General features: G+C 57.6%; 22 protein-coding genes. 11 read left to right on the top strand and 11 right to left on the bottom strand.

The window, feature by feature from the left end; all coding sequences use genetic code 11:
• Window positions 1–64: 64 nt before the first annotated feature.
• Both OS190_RS10565 and OS190_RS10570 read right to left on the bottom strand, forming a co-directional pair.
• Window positions 65–1294: a sigma-54-dependent transcriptional regulator gene (locus OS190_RS10565; protein WP_267158649.1), complete on the bottom strand. Its 1230-nt coding sequence runs from the start codon at window positions 1292–1294 to the stop codon at window positions 65–67.
• Window positions 1291–3105, bottom strand: a complete 1815-nt coding sequence (locus tag OS190_RS10570; protein ID WP_323370674.1) for an ATP-binding protein — start codon at window positions 3103–3105, stop codon at window positions 1291–1293. The genes OS190_RS10565 and OS190_RS10570 overlap by 4 nt, the downstream gene beginning before the upstream one ends.
• Here OS190_RS10570 and OS190_RS10575 point away from each other — a divergent pair.
• Entirely contained in the window at window positions 3104–4327 is a 1224-nt protein-coding gene (locus OS190_RS10575; RefSeq protein WP_267158650.1) for a cytochrome P450, read from the top strand. The genes OS190_RS10570 and OS190_RS10575 overlap by 2 nt on opposite strands.
• A 178-nt stretch (window positions 4328–4505) precedes the next feature.
• On the opposite strand, the gene OS190_RS10580 is transcribed toward OS190_RS10575, so the two are convergent.
• Window positions 4506–4967 (bottom strand): Lrp/AsnC family transcriptional regulator, encoded by a 462-nt coding sequence (locus tag OS190_RS10580; RefSeq protein WP_267158651.1) that lies wholly within the window; start codon window positions 4965–4967, stop codon window positions 4506–4508.
• A 145-nt stretch (window positions 4968–5112) separates the two neighbouring features.
• Between OS190_RS10580 and cysG the strand changes: the two genes are divergently transcribed.
• The 6 genes from cysG (at window position 5113) to OS190_RS10610 (ending at window position 10539) form a co-directional block, all read left to right on the top strand.
• Window positions 5113–6507 carry a siroheme synthase CysG gene (gene cysG / locus OS190_RS10585; RefSeq protein ID WP_267158652.1) on the top strand — a complete coding sequence of 465 codons (1395 nt, stop codon included), beginning with the start codon at window positions 5113–5115 and terminating at the stop codon, window positions 6505–6507.
• Window positions 6507–6803 carry a DUF2849 domain-containing protein gene (locus OS190_RS10590; RefSeq protein ID WP_267158821.1) on the top strand — a complete coding sequence of 99 codons (297 nt, stop codon included), beginning with the start codon at window positions 6507–6509 and terminating at the stop codon, window positions 6801–6803. Before cysG ends, OS190_RS10590 begins: the two co-directional genes overlap by 1 nt.
• Entirely contained in the window at window positions 6803–8470 is a 1668-nt protein-coding gene (locus OS190_RS10595; protein WP_267158653.1) for a nitrite/sulfite reductase, read from the top strand. The genes OS190_RS10590 and OS190_RS10595 overlap by 1 nt, the downstream gene beginning before the upstream one ends.
• A complete protein-coding gene (locus OS190_RS10600) occupies window positions 8460–9212 on the top strand; it encodes a phosphoadenylyl-sulfate reductase (RefSeq protein WP_267158654.1) in 753 nt (250 codons plus the stop codon). The genes OS190_RS10595 and OS190_RS10600 overlap by 11 nt, the downstream gene beginning before the upstream one ends.
• Window positions 9209–9622 (top strand): DUF934 domain-containing protein, encoded by a 414-nt coding sequence (locus tag OS190_RS10605; protein ID WP_267158655.1) that lies wholly within the window; start codon window positions 9209–9211, stop codon window positions 9620–9622. The genes OS190_RS10600 and OS190_RS10605 overlap by 4 nt, the downstream gene beginning before the upstream one ends.
• Window positions 9623–9690: 68 nt before the next feature.
• Window positions 9691–10539 (top strand): ferredoxin--NADP reductase, encoded by an 849-nt coding sequence (locus tag OS190_RS10610; protein WP_267158822.1) that lies wholly within the window; start codon window positions 9691–9693, stop codon window positions 10537–10539.
• A 173-nt stretch (window positions 10540–10712) separates the two neighbouring features.
• On the opposite strand, the gene OS190_RS10615 is transcribed toward OS190_RS10610, so the two are convergent.
• The gene (locus OS190_RS10615) at window positions 10713–11822 is read right to left on the bottom strand and encodes a hypothetical protein (protein ID WP_267158656.1); all 1110 of its coding nucleotides are present in this window, start codon (window positions 11820–11822) and stop codon (window positions 10713–10715) included.
• 215 nt (window positions 11823–12037) lie between these two features.
• Here OS190_RS10615 and infC point away from each other — a divergent pair, with 215 nt between their 5' ends.
• Window positions 12038–12652 carry a translation initiation factor IF-3 gene (gene infC, locus OS190_RS10620; RefSeq protein ID WP_267158657.1) on the top strand — a complete coding sequence of 205 codons (615 nt, stop codon included), beginning with the start codon at window positions 12038–12040 and terminating at the stop codon, window positions 12650–12652.
• A 76-nt stretch (window positions 12653–12728) separates the two neighbouring features.
• Here infC and OS190_RS10625 read toward each other — a convergent pair whose 3' ends face one another.
• The 7 genes from OS190_RS10625 to OS190_RS10655 form a co-directional block, all read right to left on the bottom strand.
• Window positions 12729–14378: an OmpA family protein gene (locus OS190_RS10625; RefSeq protein WP_267158658.1), complete on the bottom strand. Its 1650-nt coding sequence runs from the start codon at window positions 14376–14378 to the stop codon at window positions 12729–12731.
• A 147-nt stretch (window positions 14379–14525) separates the two neighbouring features.
• On the bottom strand, window positions 14526–15317 hold the full coding sequence (locus OS190_RS10630; protein ID WP_267158659.1) for an FAD binding domain-containing protein: 792 nt from the start codon (window positions 15315–15317) through the stop codon (window positions 14526–14528).
• 116 nt (window positions 15318–15433) lie between these two features.
• Complete coding sequence (locus OS190_RS10635) at window positions 15434–17797, bottom strand: xanthine dehydrogenase family protein molybdopterin-binding subunit (RefSeq protein ID WP_267158660.1); 2364 nt, start codon at window positions 17795–17797, stop codon at window positions 15434–15436.
• Between the two features lie 52 nt (window positions 17798–17849).
• Window positions 17850–18326 carry a VOC family protein gene (locus OS190_RS10640; protein WP_267158661.1) on the bottom strand — a complete coding sequence of 159 codons (477 nt, stop codon included), beginning with the start codon at window positions 18324–18326 and terminating at the stop codon, window positions 17850–17852.
• 7 nt (window positions 18327–18333) lie between these two features.
• Window positions 18334–18819, bottom strand: a complete 486-nt coding sequence (locus tag OS190_RS10645; protein WP_267158662.1) for a (2Fe-2S)-binding protein — start codon at window positions 18817–18819, stop codon at window positions 18334–18336.
• 132 nt (window positions 18820–18951) lie between these two features.
• Complete coding sequence (locus OS190_RS10650) at window positions 18952–19947, bottom strand: molybdopterin-binding protein (protein WP_267158663.1); 996 nt, start codon at window positions 19945–19947, stop codon at window positions 18952–18954.
• Window positions 19944–20912 carry an XdhC family protein gene (locus OS190_RS10655; protein ID WP_267158664.1) on the bottom strand — a complete coding sequence of 323 codons (969 nt, stop codon included), beginning with the start codon at window positions 20910–20912 and terminating at the stop codon, window positions 19944–19946. The genes OS190_RS10650 and OS190_RS10655 overlap by 4 nt, the downstream gene beginning before the upstream one ends.
• Window positions 20913–21107: 195 nt before the next feature.
• Here OS190_RS10655 and OS190_RS10660 point away from each other — a divergent pair, with 195 nt between their 5' ends.
• From OS190_RS10660 to grxD, 3 genes are read left to right on the top strand one after another with little or no spacing between them, the layout of a single operon-like run.
• Entirely contained in the window at window positions 21108–21344 is a 237-nt protein-coding gene (locus tag OS190_RS10660) for a BolA/IbaG family iron-sulfur metabolism protein (protein WP_267158665.1), read from the top strand.
• 4 nt (window positions 21345–21348) lie between these two features.
• A complete protein-coding gene (locus tag OS190_RS10665) occupies window positions 21349–21681 on the top strand; it encodes a hypothetical protein (protein WP_267158666.1) in 333 nt (110 codons plus the stop codon).
• Between the two features lie 4 nt (window positions 21682–21685).
• The gene (gene grxD, locus OS190_RS10670; protein ID WP_267158667.1) at window positions 21686–22048 is read left to right on the top strand and encodes a Grx4 family monothiol glutaredoxin; all 363 of its coding nucleotides are present in this window, start codon (window positions 21686–21688) and stop codon (window positions 22046–22048) included.
• Window positions 22049–22054: the final 6 nt, after the last annotated feature.

A 22054-nucleotide genomic window follows, 5' to 3' on the forward strand; every position in this document is an offset into this window, starting at 1 on the left:
CCCGCCCGACTGTGCGGAATTTCGCACAGTCTGCTGCGCGCCCGTGCGGAAATCCGCACATTTTTCAGCGGCGAAAATCCTCTGCGCGGATGTTATATCGCGCCAGTTTATCATAGAAAGTCTTGCGTGGCAGCTTCAACGCTTCGGCGGCGGCAGATGCCTGTCCATCCGTCCGGCGCAACGCGGCCTCCAACAGGGATTTCTCAATCACCGATAGCTGTTCAGCCAGACCGAGTGAAGTATCGGGCGTCACATCTTCGGGCAACCCCATCACAAAGCGCATCGCGACAGACATCAATGCACGTGCATTGCCCGGCCAATCACGTGCCATCAGTCCCGAAATGAAATCTGGTGATATTTCCGGAGCCTGCAATCCGGCCTGTTCGGCCGCCTGCGCCACATAGCGGCGGAACATTTCATCAATGTCTTCAGGGCGTTCCGCAAGCGCGGGGATGCGCACGCGCAGAGCCTCCAACCGATAATAAAGATCTGCGTTGAACCGACCATTCTGCATTTCCTCGGCCAGATCACGCGTGTTTCCCGCAATCAGGCAAACCCCCTGTGCACCCTCATGCCCCTCGCTCAGCGCCAGTTGCAATTGCGCCGGCAGATAAGAGATTTCGTCGATGAACAAACTCCCCCCCTCGGCTGCCTGCAACGCCTCGCGCAAGGCGTCCTGTGTCAATCCAGCCGCTGCACGTTTTACGAATCCCGCTTTGGAGCGTGCAGAACTCAAATGGATAACCTCGGCTACCTTTGATATACCCGACCCCAGAGGCCCGGTGACAAGCGCATCATCTTCGGCCTGCGCCACCAGCCGGATTTGCCGGCGCAACCCTTCGGCCAGATCAGATATGCCAAACACCATCCGTGCGGCGGGATCACCGGTTTCGTCCAGAAAACGCAGACGCCGGTTTTCAAGGACTTGGGCCCGCTTGCGCAATGCACGTTCCAGTTGGTTGATCAGATCAGCAGGTGCACAGGGTTTTTCGAGAAAGCCATATGCGCCCTGCGCCATCGCGGCCACAGCCATCGGGATGTCGCCTTCGCCGGTCAACAGGATTACTGGCAATTCAGGGTCTTGCTGTTGGGCATAGTCCAACAGATGAAAACCGTCACGACCGGGCATACGGATGTCCGACAGGATCACACCTTGAAACTGGGGCGAAATTTGATCCTTGGCGACAACAAACGACCCTGCTGTAATCGCCGTTATATCCGCAAGTTCCAGCGTTTGCGCCAATGCTTCACGCACTGCGGCATCATCATCCACCAATAGCACAACGCCCGTCACGCCGCCTGCTCCTTGGGGGTCGCCCTTTCGAGTGTTACGGTAAACACGGCACCTCCTTGTTGTAGGTTGCTGCCTTTGATCTGACCGCCAAAGCTCTGCACAATGCCATAACTGATTGACAGACCCAGTCCCATACCGCTGGTCTGGTCCACGGTCTTGGTCGAGTAAAAGGGGTCAAAGACCTTGTCTGGCATTTCGATTCCCGGTCCGGTATCGCGAAATTCGACCTGCACCGAGTCGTCGGCATGAACCCGCACCTCAAGCCTGCGTTCCGCCCTGTCAGCCATGGCATCCACCGCATTGGTGATCAGGTTTACAAAAACCTGCCCCAGTCTGACCTCGCCACCGCGCACCCAAACTCCGGTCTCAACCGGATCAAAGACCAGTGCAACCTTTGCCGCCTTGCGGTGCCCCTCAGTCATCTCCATTGCGCTCAGTAGAACCGCAGCCAGATCAACCCGGTCCTGTGCAATGTCCTCCTGGCGTGCAAAGGCGCGCAGATTCTGGATGATGCGGGCCATACGCTGTGCCAGTTCGGATATTCGGGTCAGGTTCTCTGCGGCGCGTTGATGATTGTCACGCGCCAAGAACTGTACCGCATTTTCAGCAAAGGACCGGATCGCCATCAAGGGCTGGTTCAATTCATGGCTGATCCCCGCCGACATCTGGCCCAGGGCGCTCAACTTGCCCGCCTGCATCAGATCCTCCTGCGCCTGTCGCAAGGCAACCTGCGCCTCTTCCCGCTCGTTTGCCTCGGCCACAAGCTTGGCGTTGGTCTCGCGCAGGGCCACGGTGCGTTTGGCCACCCGCGCCTCAAGCTGGACATTCGCCGCAGCCAAGGTGCGCCGTCGTTCAGAGGCAAGAAACAAGAGTGACCCAAAGGCCATACACAGCCCCGCCACCGCGGCCGCCTGTGCAAAAGCCAGTGCGCGGGTTTGCGTCACATCCAGCAAGACCTCGCCGGTCATGCCGATCATCGGCAGGGCCTGTGTCAGATGCAACGCCTCGCCCGGCAGATAGGGGCCCCAACCCAATTGCCAGATCTCATGCGGCCCGACTCTGCGCGCTTCAAACGCCGGAGCATCGCCGTGCGGCGGAATTAGACCTGGCGTATGCGCAGGCCGTTTCCAGAACAGCAATTCGGTACGGTTTGCGATATAGACCTCACCCTGCGCATCGGTGAAAAATGCAGCCGGGTTGGTGCCGCGCCAGTTATAGTCAATACCGTTCAGATCCGTGATCACCACCACCGCACCCTGCACCTTTCCGTTGCGACCAAATACAGGTGCCGCATGAAAAAATGCACGCTGGGTCAGGGGATAGGCCGGACCGTGCCCCCACCCCAAAGCCCCGCGCAAAGCCCGTTTGACATGACGCCCGTCGCGCAAAGCTGACAGATTACGCCCCGAAGCAGATGCCGCAATGCGCCCCTCGGCTGACAACACCAGGACATCAAGCGCTGCCGATTTGTCCGCGACCTCCAACAACAGATCCCGCGTCGCCGCGCTGCCACCTTCCTGCACCGCGACCGCGATCATAGGGTGATCTGCCATCAGCACCGCCAAATCGCGGTAGCGTTGCAATTGTCCAACCAGACGGTCGCTTGCCAGGGTCAGATCCGCCTGCCCACGCGCTGCCAGCTGGTCCAACCCCTGTTGGTAGGCATAGCGCCAGACGCAGCCCGCAAGGACAGCGACGATCATCACAAATGCCAGCACCACCGCGACACGCTGTCGAAAGCCATGTTTCATGGCAACAGATTGCACGTGCCCCCTTGCCTTGACCAGTCCCCTGAGTTTGGATGACCGCATGTATCGTCTTTCGCTCTCTCCGCTTGATCCAGATTTCGTTCAAAATCCCTATGCCGCTTATGATCGTGCCCGCGCGGCGGGACCTGTGGTGTTCTGGGAGGATTTCAACATGTTGGCCGCCTTTGATGCCGCCACTGTTCAGAGCTTGCTGCGCGATCGTCGGTTGGGCCGAGAAAAGCCTGCGGCCCTGCGCAGCCCCTACCCTGCCCATCTTGCCGCCTGGGCCAGCGTCGAAGCGACATCCATGCTGGAACTGGAACCGCCACATCATACGCGCCTGCGGTCCCTGGTACTGAGGGCATTTACCTCGCGCCGGATTGCCAACCTGACCCCCGACATCAAAGCCGTCACGCATGATCTGCTGACCGCCTTGCCCAGCGATCCCTTCGATCTGATTCCGGCCTTTTGCACACAATTGCCCGTGCGCATCATTGCCCGTCTGCTGGGTGTTCCTGAATCCATGTCCGATGACCTGCTGCGTTGGTCGAATGCCATGGTCGCGATGTATCAGGCTGGCCGGACCACAGCGATCGAAGCGGCGGCCAATCAGGCCAGCGCCGATTTTACCAGCTTTTTGCAAGGCTATATCAACCAGCGGCGCAATGATCCGCGTGACGACCTGATCACTCAATTGATCGCGGCCGAGGAAGATGGCGAAAAACTGTCTACCGAAGAACTGATCGGCACCTGCATATTGCTGCTGAACGCAGGCCACGAAGCCACAGTGCACAGCCTTGGCAATGCCGTAAAATGCTTGCTGGAACACCAAACCCCGCGCAGCGCCCTCAGCCCTGACAGGATCGCAGCCACCGTCGAAGAGCTGCTTCGTTTTGATCCACCCCTGCATATGTTCACGCGGTTTGCCTACGAGGACATCGAATTGGGTGACATCACTCTGCCTGAAAACGCCGAAATCGCCTTGGTTCTCGGTTCTGCCGGACGCGATCCCGCAGTTTGGAACAAACCTTCGGTCTTTGACCCGGACCGTGCGGTGCGTCCTCATGCAGCCTTTGGCGGTGGTTTGCATTTCTGCGTCGGTGCCCCGCTCGCCCGTCTGGAACTGCAGGTCGCCTTGCCAGCACTTTTCGCCCATATGCCCGAAATGGCCCTCGCAATGCGCCCGAGCTATGCCAATTCCTATCACTTTCACAAACTCGACAAGCTGATGATTGACCCGCAGGTCGGATCGGGATCGAGAATCGCATCAGCGACCTCTCTCTGATCAACTTTCCCTGAGACATTTCAGACCCGCACCGCCCTTTCAACGGGGGTATCCGGGACAGGGATGTCCCAGACACCTTCTCAACATCGCCGGTACGCCCCAGCCTGCACAGCCTTCGCGGACAGGTGGTACATCGGTCGCGGGCAGACAGAATTTAATCGTGCATTGGCCTGTCGTCTTAAAGCGGCAAGGTAACCGTCGACTTGATTTCCTCCATCGACAACAACGCCGTGACGTTGAACACGCGCACCTCTGAAATCAGTGCCTGATAAAAGGCGTCATAGGCGCGCGCGTTCTTGACCCTCACCTTGAGAATATAATCGATGTCCCCTGCCAGCCGATGCGCCTCCTGAACCTCAGCACGATCCTTGAGCGCCTTGAGAAACTTCGCCTGCCATTCGGCTTCATGTTCCGAGGTCCGGATCAATACAAAAAAGCAGGCCTCAAATCCCAGCGCCTCTGCATCCAGCATCACGGTTTGCTGTCCAATGACGCCGGCATCTTTCAACTTGCGAATCCGGTTCCAAACCGGAGTCTTGGATGACCCTACATTCCTGGCAATATCATCCAGTGACTGGCTGGCATCACGCTGCAGCTCTGCAAGGATTTTCCGATCTGTATCGTCTATTCGCACGCGCATTCCTGTTTTCCTCTGTCCTTGGCCCGCATGTTCCACAATGGCTCAGTATTGGGACATATGTCCTTATATTTGTCGACCACTGGCGAAGTATCGGAATATTTTCCTATATTCAATCCATCAAACTGCCCAAAGACGGATCGCCACCATGGACCATTTTCCCATCTTTCTTGCGACCAACAAGCGCCGTATCGTTCTGTCCGGTGGTGGCGATGCAGCCCTTGCCAAGCTGCGGCTGCTGTTAAAGACCAAGGCTGACATCTGGGTTTATTCACCTGAACCGGCACCTGAAATCACTGCCTGGGCCGAGGCCGGCAAACTCACTCTGATCCAGCGCGCCCTATTGAAGGGCGATACGCGCGATACCGCGTTGTTCTATGCCGCGGATGAAGATGCGACCGAGGACAGGCGCACCGCCGGCATCGCCCGCAACGAGGGAGCATTGGTCAACATCGTGGACAACCTTGAAGACAGTGCCTTCATCACACCCGCCATACTGGACCGCGATCCGGTCACCATCGCGATCGGCACGGAAGGGGCCGCTCCTGTGCTGGCGCGCGCTATCAAGGCAGACCTTGAAGCGCGGCTCCCCCAGTCGCTGGGAACCCTTGCCCGCATCGGTAAAGGGTTTCGCGATGCTGTGCAGGTGCTTCCTTTTGGCCGCGCCCGCCGCGACTTCTGGCGCGACTATTATTTCACGACAGGTCCCAGAGCCTTGGCTACAGGCAAGGCATCACTGCAGGGCACCCTGGATAGATTGCTGCAGGACCACGCGACCAAAGCCGCACGCCCCGGGCATGTTGCTTTTGTTGGCGGTGGCCCGGGCGATCCCGAACTCCTGACCCTCAAGGCGCGGCGCGCCCTGGATGAAGCGGACGTTGTGATTCATGATCGGCTGATCTCACCCGACATTCTGGAGCTTACCCGGCGCGAAGCCCTGTTGGTTGATGTCGGCAAAGAAGGGTTCGGTCCCTCCACCTCACAGGAAACCATCAACAGATTGCTTGTCGAACACGCGCGAAACGGTGCGCAGATCGTGCGGTTGAAATCCGGCGATGCCACCATCTTTGGTCGTTTGGATGAGGAAATCGACGCCATCGACCGTTACAACATCGGTTGGCAGATCATACCCGGCATTACTGCGGCTTCTGCTGCTGTGGCCACCATCGGTCAAAGCCTGACACGCCGTGGACGGAACGCCTCAGTCCGGTTTCTAACAGGACATGATGTGCAGGGCTTTGCGGAACAGGATTGGGCCGCCCTTGCCAAACCCGATGCAGTGGCCGCGATCTATATGGGCAAGAAATCGGTGCGCTTTGTACAGGGACGGCTGATGATGCATGGCGCGGATCACAATACGCCCGTCACGATCATCGAAAATGTCTCGCGCCCCGAGCAACGCATCCTGGCGACCTCCCTGCGACGGATGGCAACCGATCTGACCGAGGCCTGTATGACCGGCCCTGCTCTCACATTCTACGGTCTCGCCCCACGCGCCGCGACCCGTGCTGCAAATGATATACCATTAGAGGAGATGGCATGATGTCCAAACCTTTCACGCCCAAAGTCATTACCGCAAACGCCCTGGTTGAGGGGGATGTGATCTATCTGACCGCGACGGGCTGGACCCGCGATCTGGCGGAGGCCGACATCATCACCGACGAGGCCGACGCAGACCTGCGCCTGATCGAAGCCTCAGCCCAGGAAGCCGATGTCGTCGGCGTCTATCTGGCCGAGGTTCAGATCAAGGATGGCATCCCCCATCCGACCCATTTTCGCGAAGCCTTCCGCGCCACCGGCCCGTCCAACTATTCCCACGGCAAGCAGGAGCAGTTCTGATGTACCAATATACTGATTTTGACGCCGCCTTTCTCAAATCCCGCAATGCCCAGTTCCGTGCACAGGTGGCGCGGCGGATTGACGGATCACTGACCGAAGACGAATTCAAACCTCTGCGTCTGATGAATGGTCTCTATCTGCAATTGCATGCCTATATGCTGCGTGTCGCGATTCCCTACGGGACGCTTAACAGCAGCCAGATGGAGAAGCTCGCCCTTATCGCCGACAAATGGGACAAGGGGTATGGCCATTTCACCACCCGCCAGAACATCCAGTTCAACTGGCCTGAACTGGGGAATGTGCCGGATATGCTGGACGCCCTGGCAGAAGTGAACCTGCACGCCATCCAGACCTCTGGCAACACCATCCGCAATGTAACGGCGGATCATTTTGCAGGAGCAGCAGCTGACGAAGTCGCTGACCCGCGCCCTGTAGCCGAATTGATCCGCCAATGGTCCACGGATCACCCGGAATTCCAGTTTCTGCCACGCAAGTTCAAGGTTGCCGTGTCCGGTGCCCCTGCGGATCGTGCGGTGATCAAGGCACATGACATCGGATTGCGGATTGTGAAGCGCAACAATGACATCGGTTATGAAGTCATCATCGGCGGTGGTCTGGGCCGCACGCCGATGATCGGAAAGGTTCTGTATGATTTTGTTGCCAAGGAAGACCTGCTCCCGACCCTCGAAGCCATTGTTGCGGTCTATAACCTGCTGGGCCGGCGCGACAACAAGTTCAAAGCGCGGATCAAGATCACAGTGCATGAAAATGGCATCGATGACATTCGCGCACGGGTTGACGCGCATTATGCCTTGATCCGCCCTCAGTTCAGCGGAATGGATCAACAAGTCCTCACAAGGATTGAGACCGACTTTGCCGCGCCGCATTTCCTCAAAGGTGATCAAGCCCCCTACCACAACGCCTATCAGCACGATCCGGTGTTTCGCAGCTGGGCCGATACCAATCTTTCGGCCCATCGCAATCCTGATTACACAATTGTCTCGATCTCATTAAAAGCGCACGGCAAAACCCCCGGAGATGCGACATCACGGCAAATGCGGCTGATGGCGGCACTTGCGAAACGCTATGGTCATGACGAATTGCGCATCAGTCACGAACAGAACGTGATCTTGCCACATGTGCACAAGGGGGATGTGCCCTCGGTCTATTATGCGCTCAAGGCAGAAGGATTGGGAACGGCCAATATCGGGCTGATTTCTGACATCATCGCATGCCCCGGTATGGACTATTGTGCACTGGCAACTGCGCGTTCGATCCCGATCGCCCAAGAAATTGCTACCCGCTTTGATGAATTGAAACTGGAGCATGAGATCGGCCCTCTCAAGATCAAGATTTCAGGATGCATCAACGCTTGCGGGCATCACCATGTGGGACATATCGGAATTCTTGGCCTGGATCGTGCGGGCGTAGAAAACTACCAGATCACTCTGGGCGGTGACGGTAGCGAAACCGCCAAGCTGGGCGAGCGCGCAGGCCGCGGTTTTGCGGCGGATGAGATCATTCCCGCAGTGGAGCGCATCATTATGGCCTATCTTGAGTTGCGCAGTGACCCCGCTGAAACCTTTTTGGAAACCTACCGTCGCCTCGGTCTCGCTCCGTTCAAGGCTGCGCTTTATCCAGAATTGCGAACCGCATATGCCGCTTGATGAACCGGTGTTGACCACTGCGCCCGATTCACGGGTTGCAAGGCTGAATGTGCAAATGCGCCATCACGCTGCACGTGACGTTATCAGCGCGGCCATTGATGCTGTTGAAAACCTCGCGCTGGTCTCCAGCTTTGGAGCGGAATCTGTTGCCCTGCTTCATCTTGCGTCGCGGGTAAAAAAGGACCTGCCGGTGTTGTTTATCGACACGCAGATGCTGTTTCCCGAAACTCTGGCCTATCAGCGAGAGGTGGCGATCAATCTGGGCCTCAGTAAAATCAAGATCATTCGTGCACCGGATATTGCCACACAAGACCCCGATGGCACATTGCACCAAAGAGATCCCGATGCCTGTTGCGCCCTGCGCAAGACTGCACCACTCGATAGCGCACTGCAGGGTTTTGATGGATGGATCACCGGACGCAAACGCTTTCAATCCGGCACGCGCGAACAGTTGCCGCATTTCGAGGCTGAGGTTCGCAAAGATACCGCTGCGGCGCGGATCAAGGTAAATCCGCTGGCCTTCTGGTCACCCATGGACGTGGCCGACTATATCATCGAAAACAACCTGCCGCGCCATCCGCTTGTCGCACGGGGCTATCCCTCTATCGGCTGTGCACCCTGCACAACCAAGGTGATGCCCGGTGAAGACCCCCGTGCGGGGCGCTGGCGCAATCAACCGAAAGACGAATGCGGCATCCATTTTGCCGAAGGCAGGATCATCCGCTCAGGAGCACTGACATGACGCAACTTATTAATGATACAGGCTTTGTCCTTGACGATTGGGCACACGGATTCTGCGCTCAAGGGGCTGCCAACGATTGCCGCGCCCTTGATCTGAGCGCCGACACCCTGCCCGAAACCATTGAACTGCGCCCCGGCGTTGAAATGATCCGTATCAATTTTCCTTCCTCGGCTGACGGACGCGGCTTCAGCATCGCCCGCGCGCTGCGCCTACGCGGTTATTCGGGGCGGTTGCGGGCGTATGGCGCGGTGCTGGCCGATCAATATACGATGGCGCGGCGTGTCGGCTTTGACGAGGTCGAAGTCACCGAGGACATCGCCGCCCGCCAACCTGAAGAACAATGGCAGTTTCGTTCGAACTGGCAGGACAACAATTATCAGGCCGGACTGCGTGCCACAGCTGCGAAGTAACCACCGATTGCCCCTTCGGTTTTCTTGATCTAATAGAGGATACAAGTAATCACTTGAATACAAACGATATGACAGAGCATACCATTTTGAACCAGATAACCGCCAAACCCGTCGTGACCCTGCCTGATGCGCAAATCGTCACTTCTGTAAAACATTGGACAGAGAACCTGTTTTCCTTTCGGGTCACACGTCCGGCATCCCTGCGCTTTCGTTCGGGCGAATTTGTGATGATCGGCCTGATGGGCGATCCACACCCGGAAACCGGCAAACAAAAACCATTGTTGCGCGCCTATTCCATTGCCTCACCGTCCTGGGACGAGGAGCTTGAGTTCTATTCGATCAAGGTACAGGACGGCCCGCTGACGTCCAGATTGCAGCATATCAAGGCCGGTGATGAGATCATTCTGCGTCCCAAACCTGTGGGTACTTTGGTGCATGATGCACTGCTGCCCGGCAAACGCATCTGGTTCTTTGCGACAGGAACAGGTTTTGCCCCCTTCGCATCCTTGCTGCGCGAACCCGAAACCTATGAGAATTTCGAAGAAGTCGTGGTGACCCACACCTGCCGTGATGTCGCCGAGCTGGAATATGGCCGCCGTTTGATCGAAGATCTGAAATCAGACGAAATGATGCAGGAATTGATCGGCGTCGAGAACCTTGCCAAGATCCGTTATTATCCGACCACCACACGCGAAGAAAGCCCCAAGATGGGCCGTATCACGACACTGCTGGAGGATGGTTCTGTTTTTCGCGACCTGGGTATCGAAGGGATTGATGTTGAAACGGACCGGGCAATGGTCTGTGGCAGCCTCGCATTCAACAAGGACATGCTGGCAATCCTCGAAGGTTTCGGCCTTGAGGAAGGTGCCAATTCCGATCCCAAACATTTTGTGATCGAAAAAGCATTCGTCGGTTAACAAAACACCCCGAAAAAAGAAAACCGCGCCCGATTGATCGGACGCGGTTATTTGTTTTCAACGACCCCGCGACATCACCTTTCCAGTGGCGCATCGCACAACAAGGTCAATTTCTTTACCTGACCTCCTTAGAATAATGCGATGCGCTGACGCAGGATATTTCCTTTCGAAGGTTACATGTTCAACGCTTCGCGGATCTTCTCAAGCGCAGCCTTGAGCAACTCAGGATTGTCTTTCGCTGCGTCAAGGCCTTTCGTCAAAACGGTTTTCTGCAGGGCACCCAATTCAGAACCTTCGATCATCTCACTGACCTTTTCCATGTCAAAGCCATCGACGCTCAACAACTGTTCCAACATCGAGGTTTCTTCGGGTGTCGCAGTGCCTTTACTCACGGCCTCTGCTGCTTGCGCGATTTCTTCCGTGGTTGCCGCATCGACAGTTTCGGTAACCTCTTGGGTTGCGGTTGTCGCTTCTTCGGTTGCTGTTGCAACATCCTGCGTCGCTTCGCTTGCGGTTTCGGTTGCAGCTTGGGCGGTTTCGCCGACCGCTTCCTCGGTTGCTGTTGCGGCGGTATCTGCGGCATCTTCGGCAGCGTCCACCGCTTCGTTTGCAGTCGCGGTCGCCGTATCAACAGCGTCGCCTGCCGCTTCTGTGGCTGTATCAACAGCGTCGCCTGCCGCTTCTGTGGCTGTATCAACAGTGTCGCCTGCCGCTTCTGTGGCTGTATCAACAGCGTCGGAAGTTGCTTGTGTTGTCGCATCAACAGCATTCGCTGTTGCCTCTGATCCTGCGTCAACCGCTTCGGCGGTATCTGTGGCAGTTTCGGTCACCGCATCAACTGCGTCGCCTGCCGCTTCTGTTGTCGCATCCGCGACGCTATCGGTAGTTTCGGTAACTGCCGCAACCGTATCCGATGTCGCCTCTTTGGCTTGCTCCGTCATGTTCACGGCTGTATCTGCCACATCGCTGGCAGCTTCTGAGGCCGCATCAACAGCCCCCTCGGCCGCGTCGGTCACTGCTTCTGCTGCTTCGCTTGCGGCTTCTGATAGGGTTTCTGTCGCTGCCGCGGCTGCGTCCTGCGTGGCTTCGACAGCTTCTGACACAGTGGTTTGTGCCGCTTCTGTGGCCGCGCCTGCCGCTTCGGACGCCGCTTCCAGCGCTGCAGGTGCATTCACTGCCTCCGAAGCATCTGTTGCAATCTCGGTTGGTGTTTTTCCAGAATACAGCATGTAGCCGACAACAGCTACAATTGCCGCGACAACGATCCAAATCAGGTTTTTCATTTCTTCGTTCCCATATTTTGTTGCCACCCCGTCGCATCGCCTTGCACATGATGTCGCAAAGCCACATGACTTTGGGTTGCTTGGTCGTCAAATGCGCAACTGAAGCGAAAGGTTCAAGGGGAATAAATCAATCCCTCTCTCCCCGGCGGTATTTTATGGCTTGCCACCAGTGACGCGGCTTTTGTAACTTCCTGTGAAACACGGCAATTTGCGGCTTGAAGTACCGCCAAGCGGCAGCTACTTTACGTCCTCGATATCAATCGAATAATCAAAGGACGACCACCATCGCTCGCAGACCACATAATGCGCCGCCGCAACGAGATACCGGCCCACGCGTAAATGAAAACATCCGTGCAAACGAAATTCGCCTGATCGAGGCCGATGGCGGGAACGGTGGTGTTGTCACCCCTGCCCGCGCCTTGGAACTGGCCGAGGCGGCCGGGCTTGATCTGGTAGAGATTTCACCAAACGCCAACCCACCCGTCTGCAAGATCATGGATTTTGGCAAATTCAAATACGAGACCCAAAAGCGCGAAGCCGAAGCGCGCAAAAAGCAAAAGATCATCGACATCAAAGAGATCAAGTTCCGCCCCAATACGGATAGCGGTGACTATGAAATCAAGATGCGCAATGTATTCAAGTTTTTGGCCAACGGCGACAAGGTCAAGATCACCCTGCGTTTTCGTGGCCGCGAGATGGCCCACCAGAATCTGGGCCGGGAATTGCTTGAGCGCGTAGCAGAAGACACCAAGGAACATGGCCGCGTTGAGAACTTCCCGAAAATGGAAGGCCGCCAGATGGTCATGCTGATCGGACCCCTGCCAAAATAAGCGCAGGCTTCCCGATACGTCGAATTTGGAACAGCCCCTGATGGAGAAAATCCATCAGGGGCTTTTCAGTCTTTAATCACCGCAGAAGATGGGTGATGTTGCGCACAACGGCGCGGCGGTTTTTCACCTCCGGAGCCAGGGTAAGAACCTTCAATGCACTTTCGCCATATCCCTGAGTAACCATGTTTTCCGGCGGCACGTCGAAATATTCTGTCAGGGCAAGTGCAACGGTTTCGGCCCGTCGGTCGGACAAAGCCAGATTATAGGTCGCACTGCCCACCGCGTCGGTGTGCCCCTCTACCAGGATCACGGTGCGCGGATCGGCAGCAACCAGATCGCTTAATGTCCGCCCGATCTTGGCCAGACTGCGCGCCTGTTCGGGACGGATCGCCGCAGACCCGGTGTCAAAGCGGACGGCGTCCAGCTCTAACTCGGGGGCAAGCGCGCGCACCTGTTTGATGTCACGCACCTGTCGAAGCGAAAAGCGACGGTTCTGACCGGCATTCATTTCCGCTTCCAGGGCCGCACGCAAGGCCGCCTCATCCTGATTGCCCACAGTTGCAAAACTTTGCTTTACCGGCGGCAATTCGGTGACGACAACACGCTCTTCCTTGGCCAGATCATCAAACAGGACATATTCATTGCCCTGCGCGTCGATATTGACCCGACGCAATACTGTGCCGTCGCGTCCGCGCACGGTCACGATACGCGACCCGTCCGGTTTGGTCACAATCGACCGTGAAGATCCGTCATCAAAGGTCTCGGTCGTGACCTTGTCACCGGCACGGCGGATCAACGCATCATCATCCTTCAATACCCGCAGATCGCCATTGGGGTCCTCAACCACGACGCGGTCACCGGATCGGCTCAACACCTTGTCACCGTTTTTCAGAACAGAGCCGACAACAACGGCCCCCAGGCCCAGCAACAAGGCCTTTTCAAACTTGCTTAACCCACCGTTGTCGTTATCTGCTGCGGCACCATCGCCGGTGACGGCTGTTTCAAACTCCTCACTGGATGCACGCAGATCGTCTTCGGTGACCTCTTCGGTCACGACATCTCCGGTGCCCTGGCCTTGCGCCGCCGCGGCAGCGGCTGCGGCAGCCGCATCAAGTTCGGCCTGTCTTTCGGCGGCCCGGGCTTCACGCAGCGCCGCACGATCTGCTTCGGCCTGAGCTTGCTCAGCTGCCAAACGTTCTGCTTCGGCCTGCGCCGCTTGGTCTGCCTGTTGTTGGTCAGCCGCTGCTGCTGCCTCAGCCTCTGCTTGCGCCGCCGCCTCTGCCTCAGCCTCTGCTTGCGCCGTTGCCTCTGCTTCAGTCTGTGCCTGAGCTGCTGCTTCCGCTTCAGCCTGGGCTTGCGCCGCTGCCTCGGCCTCTGCCTGCGCCTGGGCCGCTGCCTCTGCTTCGGCCTGAGCCGCCGCGTCTGCCGCTGCCTGCGCTTCGGCCGCTGCCTCGGCATCTGTCTGGGCCTCATCCTGCGCCGGTTCTACATTGCCGCGCTCGACGGCCAGACTGTTCTCATCCTGAACTGGCTGCCCGTCGGTGTTCCCAACCAGCGCGGTCAATTCATCTGCGCTGCGCACAACCGTGCCTTCGACCATACAGGGAAAGAGCCCGATTTCAGCCTCCAGATTACAGGGATCAAGATCCTGCGCCTGACCTGTCGCCGGCAAAATCAAGGCAAAGCTCATGCCCAATGCTGTGGTGGATCGGAATAACTTTCTCATCGCTTTGTCCTCACTGGTGATCAAATGCCAAAGACTGGCCATGTTGGTACAACCCACAAAGGCCCCGGAGGTTCCGTCATTCAATATCAGCAACAAAAAGCCGCGCACCCTGCGGTGCGCGGCTTTGGCAATCGGCTGGGGTCCGGTTCACCCAGCGGCAGCAACAGCCCGCCGGGTCATCACGGCGACCAAATGTGCACGATAGCCACCCGAGCCATGCAAGTCACTGATCATCTCTGCTGCGTCCACCTGCAACCCCGCCACAGCCTCAGTCGCAAAATTCTCCGTCAGCGCCTCCTCGGCCTGTTTCCAGCGGAAAACCCCATTGTTGGACGCCCCCGTAACTGCCACCCGCACCCCATCCGCGAAGCGGGCCACGAAAACAGCAACAAGCGGAAAACGCGACGCAGGCTGTATGATTTTTTCATAATGCGCCGCAGAGGGAATCGGAAATTTCACTTCCGTAACAATCTCGCCTTCCTCCAGAGCAGTCTCGAACATGCCCAGGAAAAAGTCGTCTGCCGCGATTTCGCGTTTGTCCGTCACAATCGTCGCGCCACTGCCCAGAACAGCCGCCGGATAACAGGCGGAAGGGTCATTGTTAGCAACAGACCCTCCGATGGTCCCGCGATTGCGGACAGCCGGATCACCGATCCGCGCAGCCAGATGCGCCAGCGCCGGATATTGCGCTGCCGCTCCCGTCGCAACCGTCGCATGGGTGGTGCCGCCTCCGATACAAAGCAAGCCATCATCCGACATGGACAGCCCCTGCATCTCGTCTATCCCAGACAGGGACACAAGAACCGAGGGTGACGCCAAGCGCGCCTTGAGCGTCGGAATCAAGGTCTGACCGCCACTCAACAGCTGTGCTTCCTCGCGGGCCATAGCCTGCACCGCATCGGCAACCGTGCGCGGTTTTTCTACATCAAAATTATACATCGTCTTTCCTTCCAATCAGCTGGCACGCATCTGAAAATGGGCCCTGCGAAATTCATCTTGCCACTAAACTCCGGGGTCCGGGGCAGCGCCCCGGCTGTGTCCCCGCTCCTCTCACCTCACCCGTTCATTGCTGCCCAGACGCGACTTGGAGAGACCGGCATATCAATATGCGCGACATCCTTACCGCCTGAACGCATGGCATCCAGGACCGCATTGACGACGGCCGGCGGAGACCCGATCGCCCCTGCCTCACCACAGCCCTTCACCCCCAGGGGATTATGGGTACAAGGAGTTTGGCAAGAGTGGTCGACATCATACATCGGCAGGTCCGAGGCCCGCGGCATCGCGTAATCCATATAGGATGCACTCAACAACTGGCCGTCCTCGTCATAGGCGCAGTTCTCAAGCAGGGCCTGACCGATCCCTTGCGCCAGACCTCCGTGCACCTGGCCTGTTACGATCATCGGGTTGATGATGTTGCCAAAATCATCCGCCGCGGTAAAGCGCTCGATGGTAACAACACCAGTTTCAGGGTCCAGTTCAACTTCGCAGGCATAAGCACCGGACGGATAGGTAAAGTTGGACGGATCATAAAATGCCGTTTCTTCCAGACCTGGCTCGATGTCATCCAGAGGATAGTTGTGTGGAACATATGCCGCCAGGGTCACATCTCCCCAGGCGACGGATTTATCCGTGCCTGCGACACTGAAGGCTCCATCCTTCAACTCTATATCGCTCTCACTGGCTTCCAGCAGGTGGCTGGCGATCTTCTTGGCTTTGGCGATGATCTTTTCCGTCGCCCGAACCATCGCAGAACCGCCCACCGCAATCGAACGCGATCCATATGTCCCCATTCCCATCGGCACTTTGGATGTATCGCCATGCACGATATCCACCATGCTTTCGTCGATACCGATCATCTCGGCCACGACCTGGGCAAAAGAGGTCTCATGCCCCTGTCCATGCGAATGCGATCCGGTCATGACAACCAAACCGCCTGTTGCATTTACGCGCACCGTTGCGGATTCATACAATCCTGCACGTGCGCCCAACTGTCCAACAAGGTTCGATGGCGCGATCCCACAGGCTTCGATATAGCAATTCACGCCGAAACCGCGCAGCTTGCCCCGTGCTTCGCTTTCCTTGCGGCGGGCGTCGAAACCGGCGATGTCCGCCAGTTCTTCAAGCTTGTCCATGGTCGCGACGTAATCGCCGGTATCATATTCCACCGCCACAGGCGTGGCATAGGGGAATTCGGTGATGAAATTCTGGCGCCGCAGGGCGATCGGGTCAACGCCCAGCTCATGGGCACATTTGTCCACCACACGCTCCAGTTGGAAGGTCGCTTCGGGACGACCTGCTCCGCGATAGGCATCGACCGGAACGGTGTTGGTGAACACAGCCTTGACGTTCACATAGATCAAGGGCGTCTTGTAATTGCCCGCCATCAAGGTGCCGTGCAGCCAGGTCGGCACAGAAGGTGCAAAGGTGGACAGATAGGCCCCCATGTTGGCATAGGTATCGGTGCGCAGGGCGGTAAAGTTATTCTGTGCGTCCAGCGCCAACTCGATCTTGGTCACATGGTCGCGCCCGTGCGCGTCGGACATGAAGGCTTCGGAGCGTGTCGAGGTCCATTTGACCGGACGGTTGATCGCCTTGGCGGCAAAGGTACAAAACGCCTCTTCCTGATAATGGAAAATTTTGGTGCCAAAGCCACCGCCCACATCGGGGGCCACAACACGCAGCTTATGCTCGGGAATGCCCAGCACAAAAGCCCCCATCAAAAGGCGAATGACGTGCGGGTTCTGGCTGGTGGTATAAAGCGTGTGCTCCCCGTCCGAGCGGTTGTAATCTCCAATCGCCACACGCGGTTCCATCGGGTTGGCCACCAGACGGTTGTTGACCAGCTCAAGCGTGGTGACATGGGCCGCTTTTTCAAACGCCTCGTCCACCGCCGCCTTATTTTCTTCAACGAATCCCCAATCATAACAAAGGTTTGATGTCAGATCATCATGCACCTTCGGCGCATCCTCCTTGACCGCATCCTTCATGTTCACCACGGCAGGCAGTTCCGCGATCTCGACCTCGATGGCCTCGGCAGCATCGCGTGCCTGCGCAAGCGTTTCGGCCACGACTGCGGCAATCGGTTCACCGACATGACGTACCTTGCCATGCGCAAGAACGGGGTGTTTTGGTTCCTGCATCGCTGCGCCATGTTTGTCCGTGATCTGCCAGCCGCAAGGCATGCCGCCAATCTCGGCGAAATCGTCACCCGTGAAAATCTGGATGACGCCAGGCATCGCCGCCGCTGCTGCCGTATCCACAGAAGTCAACGTCCCATGTGCAATATCAGAGCGCAGGAAATGCACATAGGCCTGCCCCCGTATATTGATGTCATCTGTGTAGTTTCCGTTTCCAGTCAGAAACCGGACGTCTTCGCGCCGCTTGCTGCTGGCACCAATTCCACCATCTTTAGGCATATCAATTCCTCCCTCACGTGGCGTTTCCGGTCTCCCCCGGTCACGCCAGATTTCATTTCCGCGACGTCGCGGCAGCCTCCTCAAGTGCTGCGATGTCGATCTTGATCATCTTGGTCATGGCGTCATGTACCCGTTGCGCCATGGCCCGGTCCTTGTGATATTGCAGTTCCATCAGCCTGCGCGGCACGATCTGCCAGGACACGCCGAACCTGTCGGTCAGCCAGCCACAGGCCATTTCACTGCCGCCCCCATCAAGCAAAGCTGCCCAAAGCCTGTCGGTTTCTGCCTGATCATCTGTCAACACAGAAAGGGACACGGCCGGGGACAAGGCATGGTGATCCCCTGCCGTCAGGAACTGATAGGGGGTTCCCCCCAATGTCAGGTCAACGACGATGGGTTCGTCTGCCTGCGCCAGTGTCATGGTCTGTTCGATCCGGCTGTCCTCCAGCAGCGTGATGTAGAATTCCGCCGCCTGGAGGCCACCGGTTTGAAACCACAGACAGGTGCGCACCTTTGTGTCGGGGGTCATGCCCCGATCACTCGGCTGCTATCGCACTGACATCCTGCCCAGAGGCCGCCATGATCGCTTTGACAATGTTGTGATAGCCGGTGCAGCGGCAAATATTGCCATCCAGATAGTGACGGATTTCGGCTTCGCTCGGCTTTGGGTTATCCTTGAGCAGGGCAGCCGCTGACATCACCATGCCCGGCGTGCAAAAGCCGCATTGCAACCCATGGTGATCCTGAAAAGCCTGCTGGATCACATTCAGGGATCCATCGTCATTGGCCTGTCCTTCGATCGTACCGACTGTCGCACCGTCCGCCTCGATCGCGAGCATGGTGCAGGCTTTGACCGCCTCACCATTGACGTGAACCACACAGGCACCACACTGGCTGGTGTCGCAACCGATATGGGTGCCGGTAAGTCCTTGGTCATCGCGCAGGAATTGCGCCAGTAATGTACGGCCTTCAACGTCGCCAGACGCGGATTTACCGTTCACGGTCATGTTGACCTGTGTCATATCTTCCTCCCTTGGTGTGCTCGTTTGAGTGGAGTTAAACACGCATGACCACAGTTGAGAATAACAAATCTTCGTGTTTCGGGGATAAGGCGGGAAATCGCAGCCAATCAGCTGAAAACGCCGCTTCTGGCCTTAGGCTTTTCCGCCTCTGCGGGGTTGCGGTCGCGACGGGATTTCCTTGAGCAGCCCCCCAACCCCCATCCCTGCGATGTCACTTGCCGTGACGGGAACACCGCAGACGATGCGCGATAATACCCAATCAACGCCGTTTAACGCAGGCGATCGGGCGCATCCCGGCAGGCCGATCACGGGCCGTTCGCCCAAGTCACCGACAAACAACAGGTTTCCCGGATCAACCGGCATGCCAAATCGCAGCACCCGCCCGCCTGCGCGGCGCAGTGCCGAAGGCGCAACATCCGCCAGATCAGAGGTCGCCGAACCGGTCAGAACCAGCACCAGATCGCTTTGAGCGGTTGCAATTTCTGCGGCCAGAGCGGATTCGTCATGGGCCACAAGCACAACGGCATCCAGCTGCATATCAAGTGCTGCGAGCCTGTCCTCTATGGCTTTGCGGCCCTTGTCGGCCGGGCCGCCCGGAATATCGGTGATGATCAATGTTGCTGTGCGCAATACCGGATTGGCAAGGGAAATGGCACCGCTGCCCGCGGCCGCCACCGCTGCTGACAGGGCGCTGTCACTGACGGCATATGAGATGATCTTGATCGTTGCAGCCATGCCACCTGTCGCCAACTGCCCCTGCGCTGGCACTGTTGCGATGGTGATCATCGGATCCACGGCATTCACCGCCTCAAGCGCTGCCACATCCAGTTGTACAACCCCCGGCCCCGTCGCCAAAAGATTGACCCGTCCTGTAAACGGTGCCGTCACCTGCAACCCCCGGCCATCCCCCAACACCGCCTGAGCCAAGGCCGCCGCGGCATCATTTTCTGCGACGTCATTCGCATCCAGCCGCGCCACGACGACCTGCGCGACACCGGCTTCACGCAGGGCCGCGATATGGCTGGCTTCCAACAACACGCCTTTGCGCAACCGACCCGAGTTCAGCCGAACCGAATGCGCCAGCACGGTGCCTTTGGCATTGGCCACGGGAACAGGACCGAACTTCATGGCTTACGCAGGGTCTGGATCATCTGCGCCATGATCGAGACCGCGATTTCGGCAGGACCTGCCGCGCCGATGTCCAGACCCACCGGTCCTTTGATACGGGCAATTTGACCGGTATCGAACCCGGCTTCGCCCAGCCGCAATAGGCGTTTGCCATGGGTGCGCGAACTGCCCAAAGCGCCGATGTAAAAGGCTGGGGAGGCAAGGGCGACGTGGAGGGCAGGATCGTCAAGTTTCGGGTCATGGGTCAACAGGACCAGGGCAGTCCGCGCATCCACGCCGATTTTGCGCAGCGCCTCGTCAGGCCAGTCGTTGATCACCTCGGCATTGGGGAAGCGTTCTGTTGAACCAAAGGCTTCGCGTGGGTCCACGACAATCGGGTCATAACCGGTGGCCTGTGCCATTGCGACCAGTGTTTGCGCGATATGTACCCCGCCCACGACAATCAACCGCAAGGGTGGATTGTGAATTGCAACAAAGATCTGTCCGTCTTCACTGAGACCCGAACGATCCGTGCGAAACCGTGACTGGTGCCGGTCACGTACCAAGGCACGGGCCGAACCATCCAGCGCCACTTCATAGGCGATTGCCTCGCGATCCTCACGTGCGGCGACCAATTCTTCGAGCATCTCGACAGGGATCCCGCCTTCGCCGACCGGCTCTACCAGAATCCGGATTGTTCCGCCGCAGGCCAGCCCGACAGCAAAGGCGTCACCGTCACTGACACCATATTCGAGAATTCTGGTGCCGCCCCGTTCCAGGACTTCCAGTGCTTCGAGAACCACGGCACCTTCGACGCAACCGCCCGAGACAGAGCCTTCCATCGCACCATCGCGCGACACAACCAGTTGCGCGCCCACCCGACGAGGTGCCGACCCCCAGGTTTCAATCACCGTGGCAAGAGCCGCGCCCTTTCCTTTGCGAACCCAGTCAAGGGCTTGTTCAGGTGCATTTTCACTTGGTTGCATCTCGGTCCTCCTTCGGGGCCTGAATAGGACTGACTACATTACATCTAGTGGCGCGCCTCGACACTCTCAATGAAATAAAGCGATCTCACGACATCACCCAAAGCCGGAAAATTCTGCACCCTCGCTTGCACAGTCTTCCCCGCCCGACTACATCATAGCCAAATACGATGCCGCAAACCAACCGGAGCCAGTCCCATGCCCATGCAAGCCCAAGAGATCGAAGATCTGATCCGCGCCGCGTTTCCGCAGGCTGAAATCACCGTACAGGGTAATGACGGCGTGCATATGGCCGCAATGGTTGTCGACGCTTCGTTCAAGGGCATGAACCGTGTTCAGCAACAACGTGCCGTATATGCCGCCCTCAAGGGCAAGATGGACGGGCCAAGCGGTGAATTGCACGCGCTCGCGCTGACCACCAAGGCACCGGACTGATATCATGTGGGTCGGGTTGCTCATCATGGTTGTTATCGGGGTCGTTGCTATTGCCTCCCTGCAATTCCGCGCCCAACGATCGACCTATAAACCGCTTGCCTCGCGTCAACCTGCGCGACGCCAAAGCGATGTCCCCTTGGGAATGGAAGCAACAGACCTGGACGCAGTTTCGCGCACCAACCGGCGCAATGAAAGCCTTGAGCGGGGTCAGACCAATTGGTTGACCGCCAAAGGTTTTTTTGGACGTGCGGACACCGAAGTAGCGCCGCTGGCCGATGATGAAACCTATGCAGCGCGGTTTCACACCGCGTTCCACACCACAAAATCAAAGGATTAATATCATGAGCGATACCGCTGCCCAGATCAAAGAAACCGTCACCAACAATGACGTTGTCCTGTTCATGAAAGGCACCAAAGAGATGCCGCAATGTGGGTTTTCATCCCGCGTGGCAGGTGTGTTAAATTACATGGGCGTAGAATTTGCCGACGTGAATGTTCTGGCGGATGAGGAATTGCGCCAGGGCATCAAGGATTTTTCGGATTGGCCAACCGTGCCTCAGCTTTACGTCAAAGGCGAATTTGTGGGCGGTTGTGACATCGTAACAGAAATGACCCTGTCCGGTGAACTGGACACCTTGTTCGCAGAGAACGACGTGAAGTTCGACCAGGAAGCGGCAAACAAGATCCGCGAAGCCAACGGATAATCCAGT

Origin of the sequence: Sulfitobacter sp. F26204 (assembly GCF_026410305.1) — a bacterium.
In the GTDB taxonomy this organism is placed as follows: domain Bacteria; phylum Pseudomonadota; class Alphaproteobacteria; order Rhodobacterales; family Rhodobacteraceae; genus Sulfitobacter.

Bases quoted from the DNA above. Each gene is read 5' to 3' on its own strand.
- OS190_RS10575 (WP_267158650.1), top strand. From the start codon at position 3,104: ATGTATCGTCTTTCGCTCTCTCCGCTTGATCCAGATTTCGTTCAAAAT.
- OS190_RS10570 (WP_323370674.1), bottom strand. From the start codon at position 3,105: ATGCGGTCATCCAAACTCAGGGGACTGGTCAAGGCAAGGGGGCACGTG.
- OS190_RS10580 (WP_267158651.1), bottom strand. From the start codon at position 4,967: ATGCGCGTGCGAATAGACGATACAGATCGGAAAATCCTTGCAGAGCTG.
- cysG (WP_267158652.1), top strand. From the start codon at position 5,113: ATGGACCATTTTCCCATCTTTCTTGCGACCAACAAGCGCCGTATCGTT.
- OS190_RS10590 (WP_267158821.1), top strand. From the start codon at position 6,507: ATGTCCAAACCTTTCACGCCCAAAGTCATTACCGCAAACGCCCTGGTT.
- OS190_RS10595 (WP_267158653.1), top strand. From the start codon at position 6,803: ATGTACCAATATACTGATTTTGACGCCGCCTTTCTCAAATCCCGCAAT.
- OS190_RS10600 (WP_267158654.1), top strand. From the start codon at position 8,460: ATGCCGCTTGATGAACCGGTGTTGACCACTGCGCCCGATTCACGGGTT.
- OS190_RS10605 (WP_267158655.1), top strand. From the start codon at position 9,209: ATGACGCAACTTATTAATGATACAGGCTTTGTCCTTGACGATTGGGCA.
- OS190_RS10610 (WP_267158822.1), top strand. From the start codon at position 9,691: ATGACAGAGCATACCATTTTGAACCAGATAACCGCCAAACCCGTCGTG.
- OS190_RS10615 (WP_267158656.1), bottom strand. From the start codon at position 11,822: ATGAAAAACCTGATTTGGATCGTTGTCGCGGCAATTGTAGCTGTTGTC.
- OS190_RS10625 (WP_267158658.1), bottom strand. From the start codon at position 14,378: ATGAGAAAGTTATTCCGATCCACCACAGCATTGGGCATGAGCTTTGCC.
- OS190_RS10630 (WP_267158659.1), bottom strand. From the start codon at position 15,317: ATGTATAATTTTGATGTAGAAAAACCGCGCACGGTTGCCGATGCGGTG.
- OS190_RS10635 (WP_267158660.1), bottom strand. From the start codon at position 17,797: ATGCCTAAAGATGGTGGAATTGGTGCCAGCAGCAAGCGGCGCGAAGAC.
- OS190_RS10640 (WP_267158661.1), bottom strand. From the start codon at position 18,326: ATGACCCCCGACACAAAGGTGCGCACCTGTCTGTGGTTTCAAACCGGT.
- OS190_RS10645 (WP_267158662.1), bottom strand. From the start codon at position 18,819: ATGACACAGGTCAACATGACCGTGAACGGTAAATCCGCGTCTGGCGAC.
- OS190_RS10650 (WP_267158663.1), bottom strand. From the start codon at position 19,947: ATGAAGTTCGGTCCTGTTCCCGTGGCCAATGCCAAAGGCACCGTGCTG.
- OS190_RS10655 (WP_267158664.1), bottom strand. From the start codon at position 20,912: ATGCAACCAAGTGAAAATGCACCTGAACAAGCCCTTGACTGGGTTCGC.
- OS190_RS10660 (WP_267158665.1), top strand. From the start codon at position 21,108: ATGCCCATGCAAGCCCAAGAGATCGAAGATCTGATCCGCGCCGCGTTT.
- OS190_RS10665 (WP_267158666.1), top strand. From the start codon at position 21,349: ATGTGGGTCGGGTTGCTCATCATGGTTGTTATCGGGGTCGTTGCTATT.
- grxD (WP_267158667.1), top strand. From the start codon at position 21,686: ATGAGCGATACCGCTGCCCAGATCAAAGAAACCGTCACCAACAATGAC.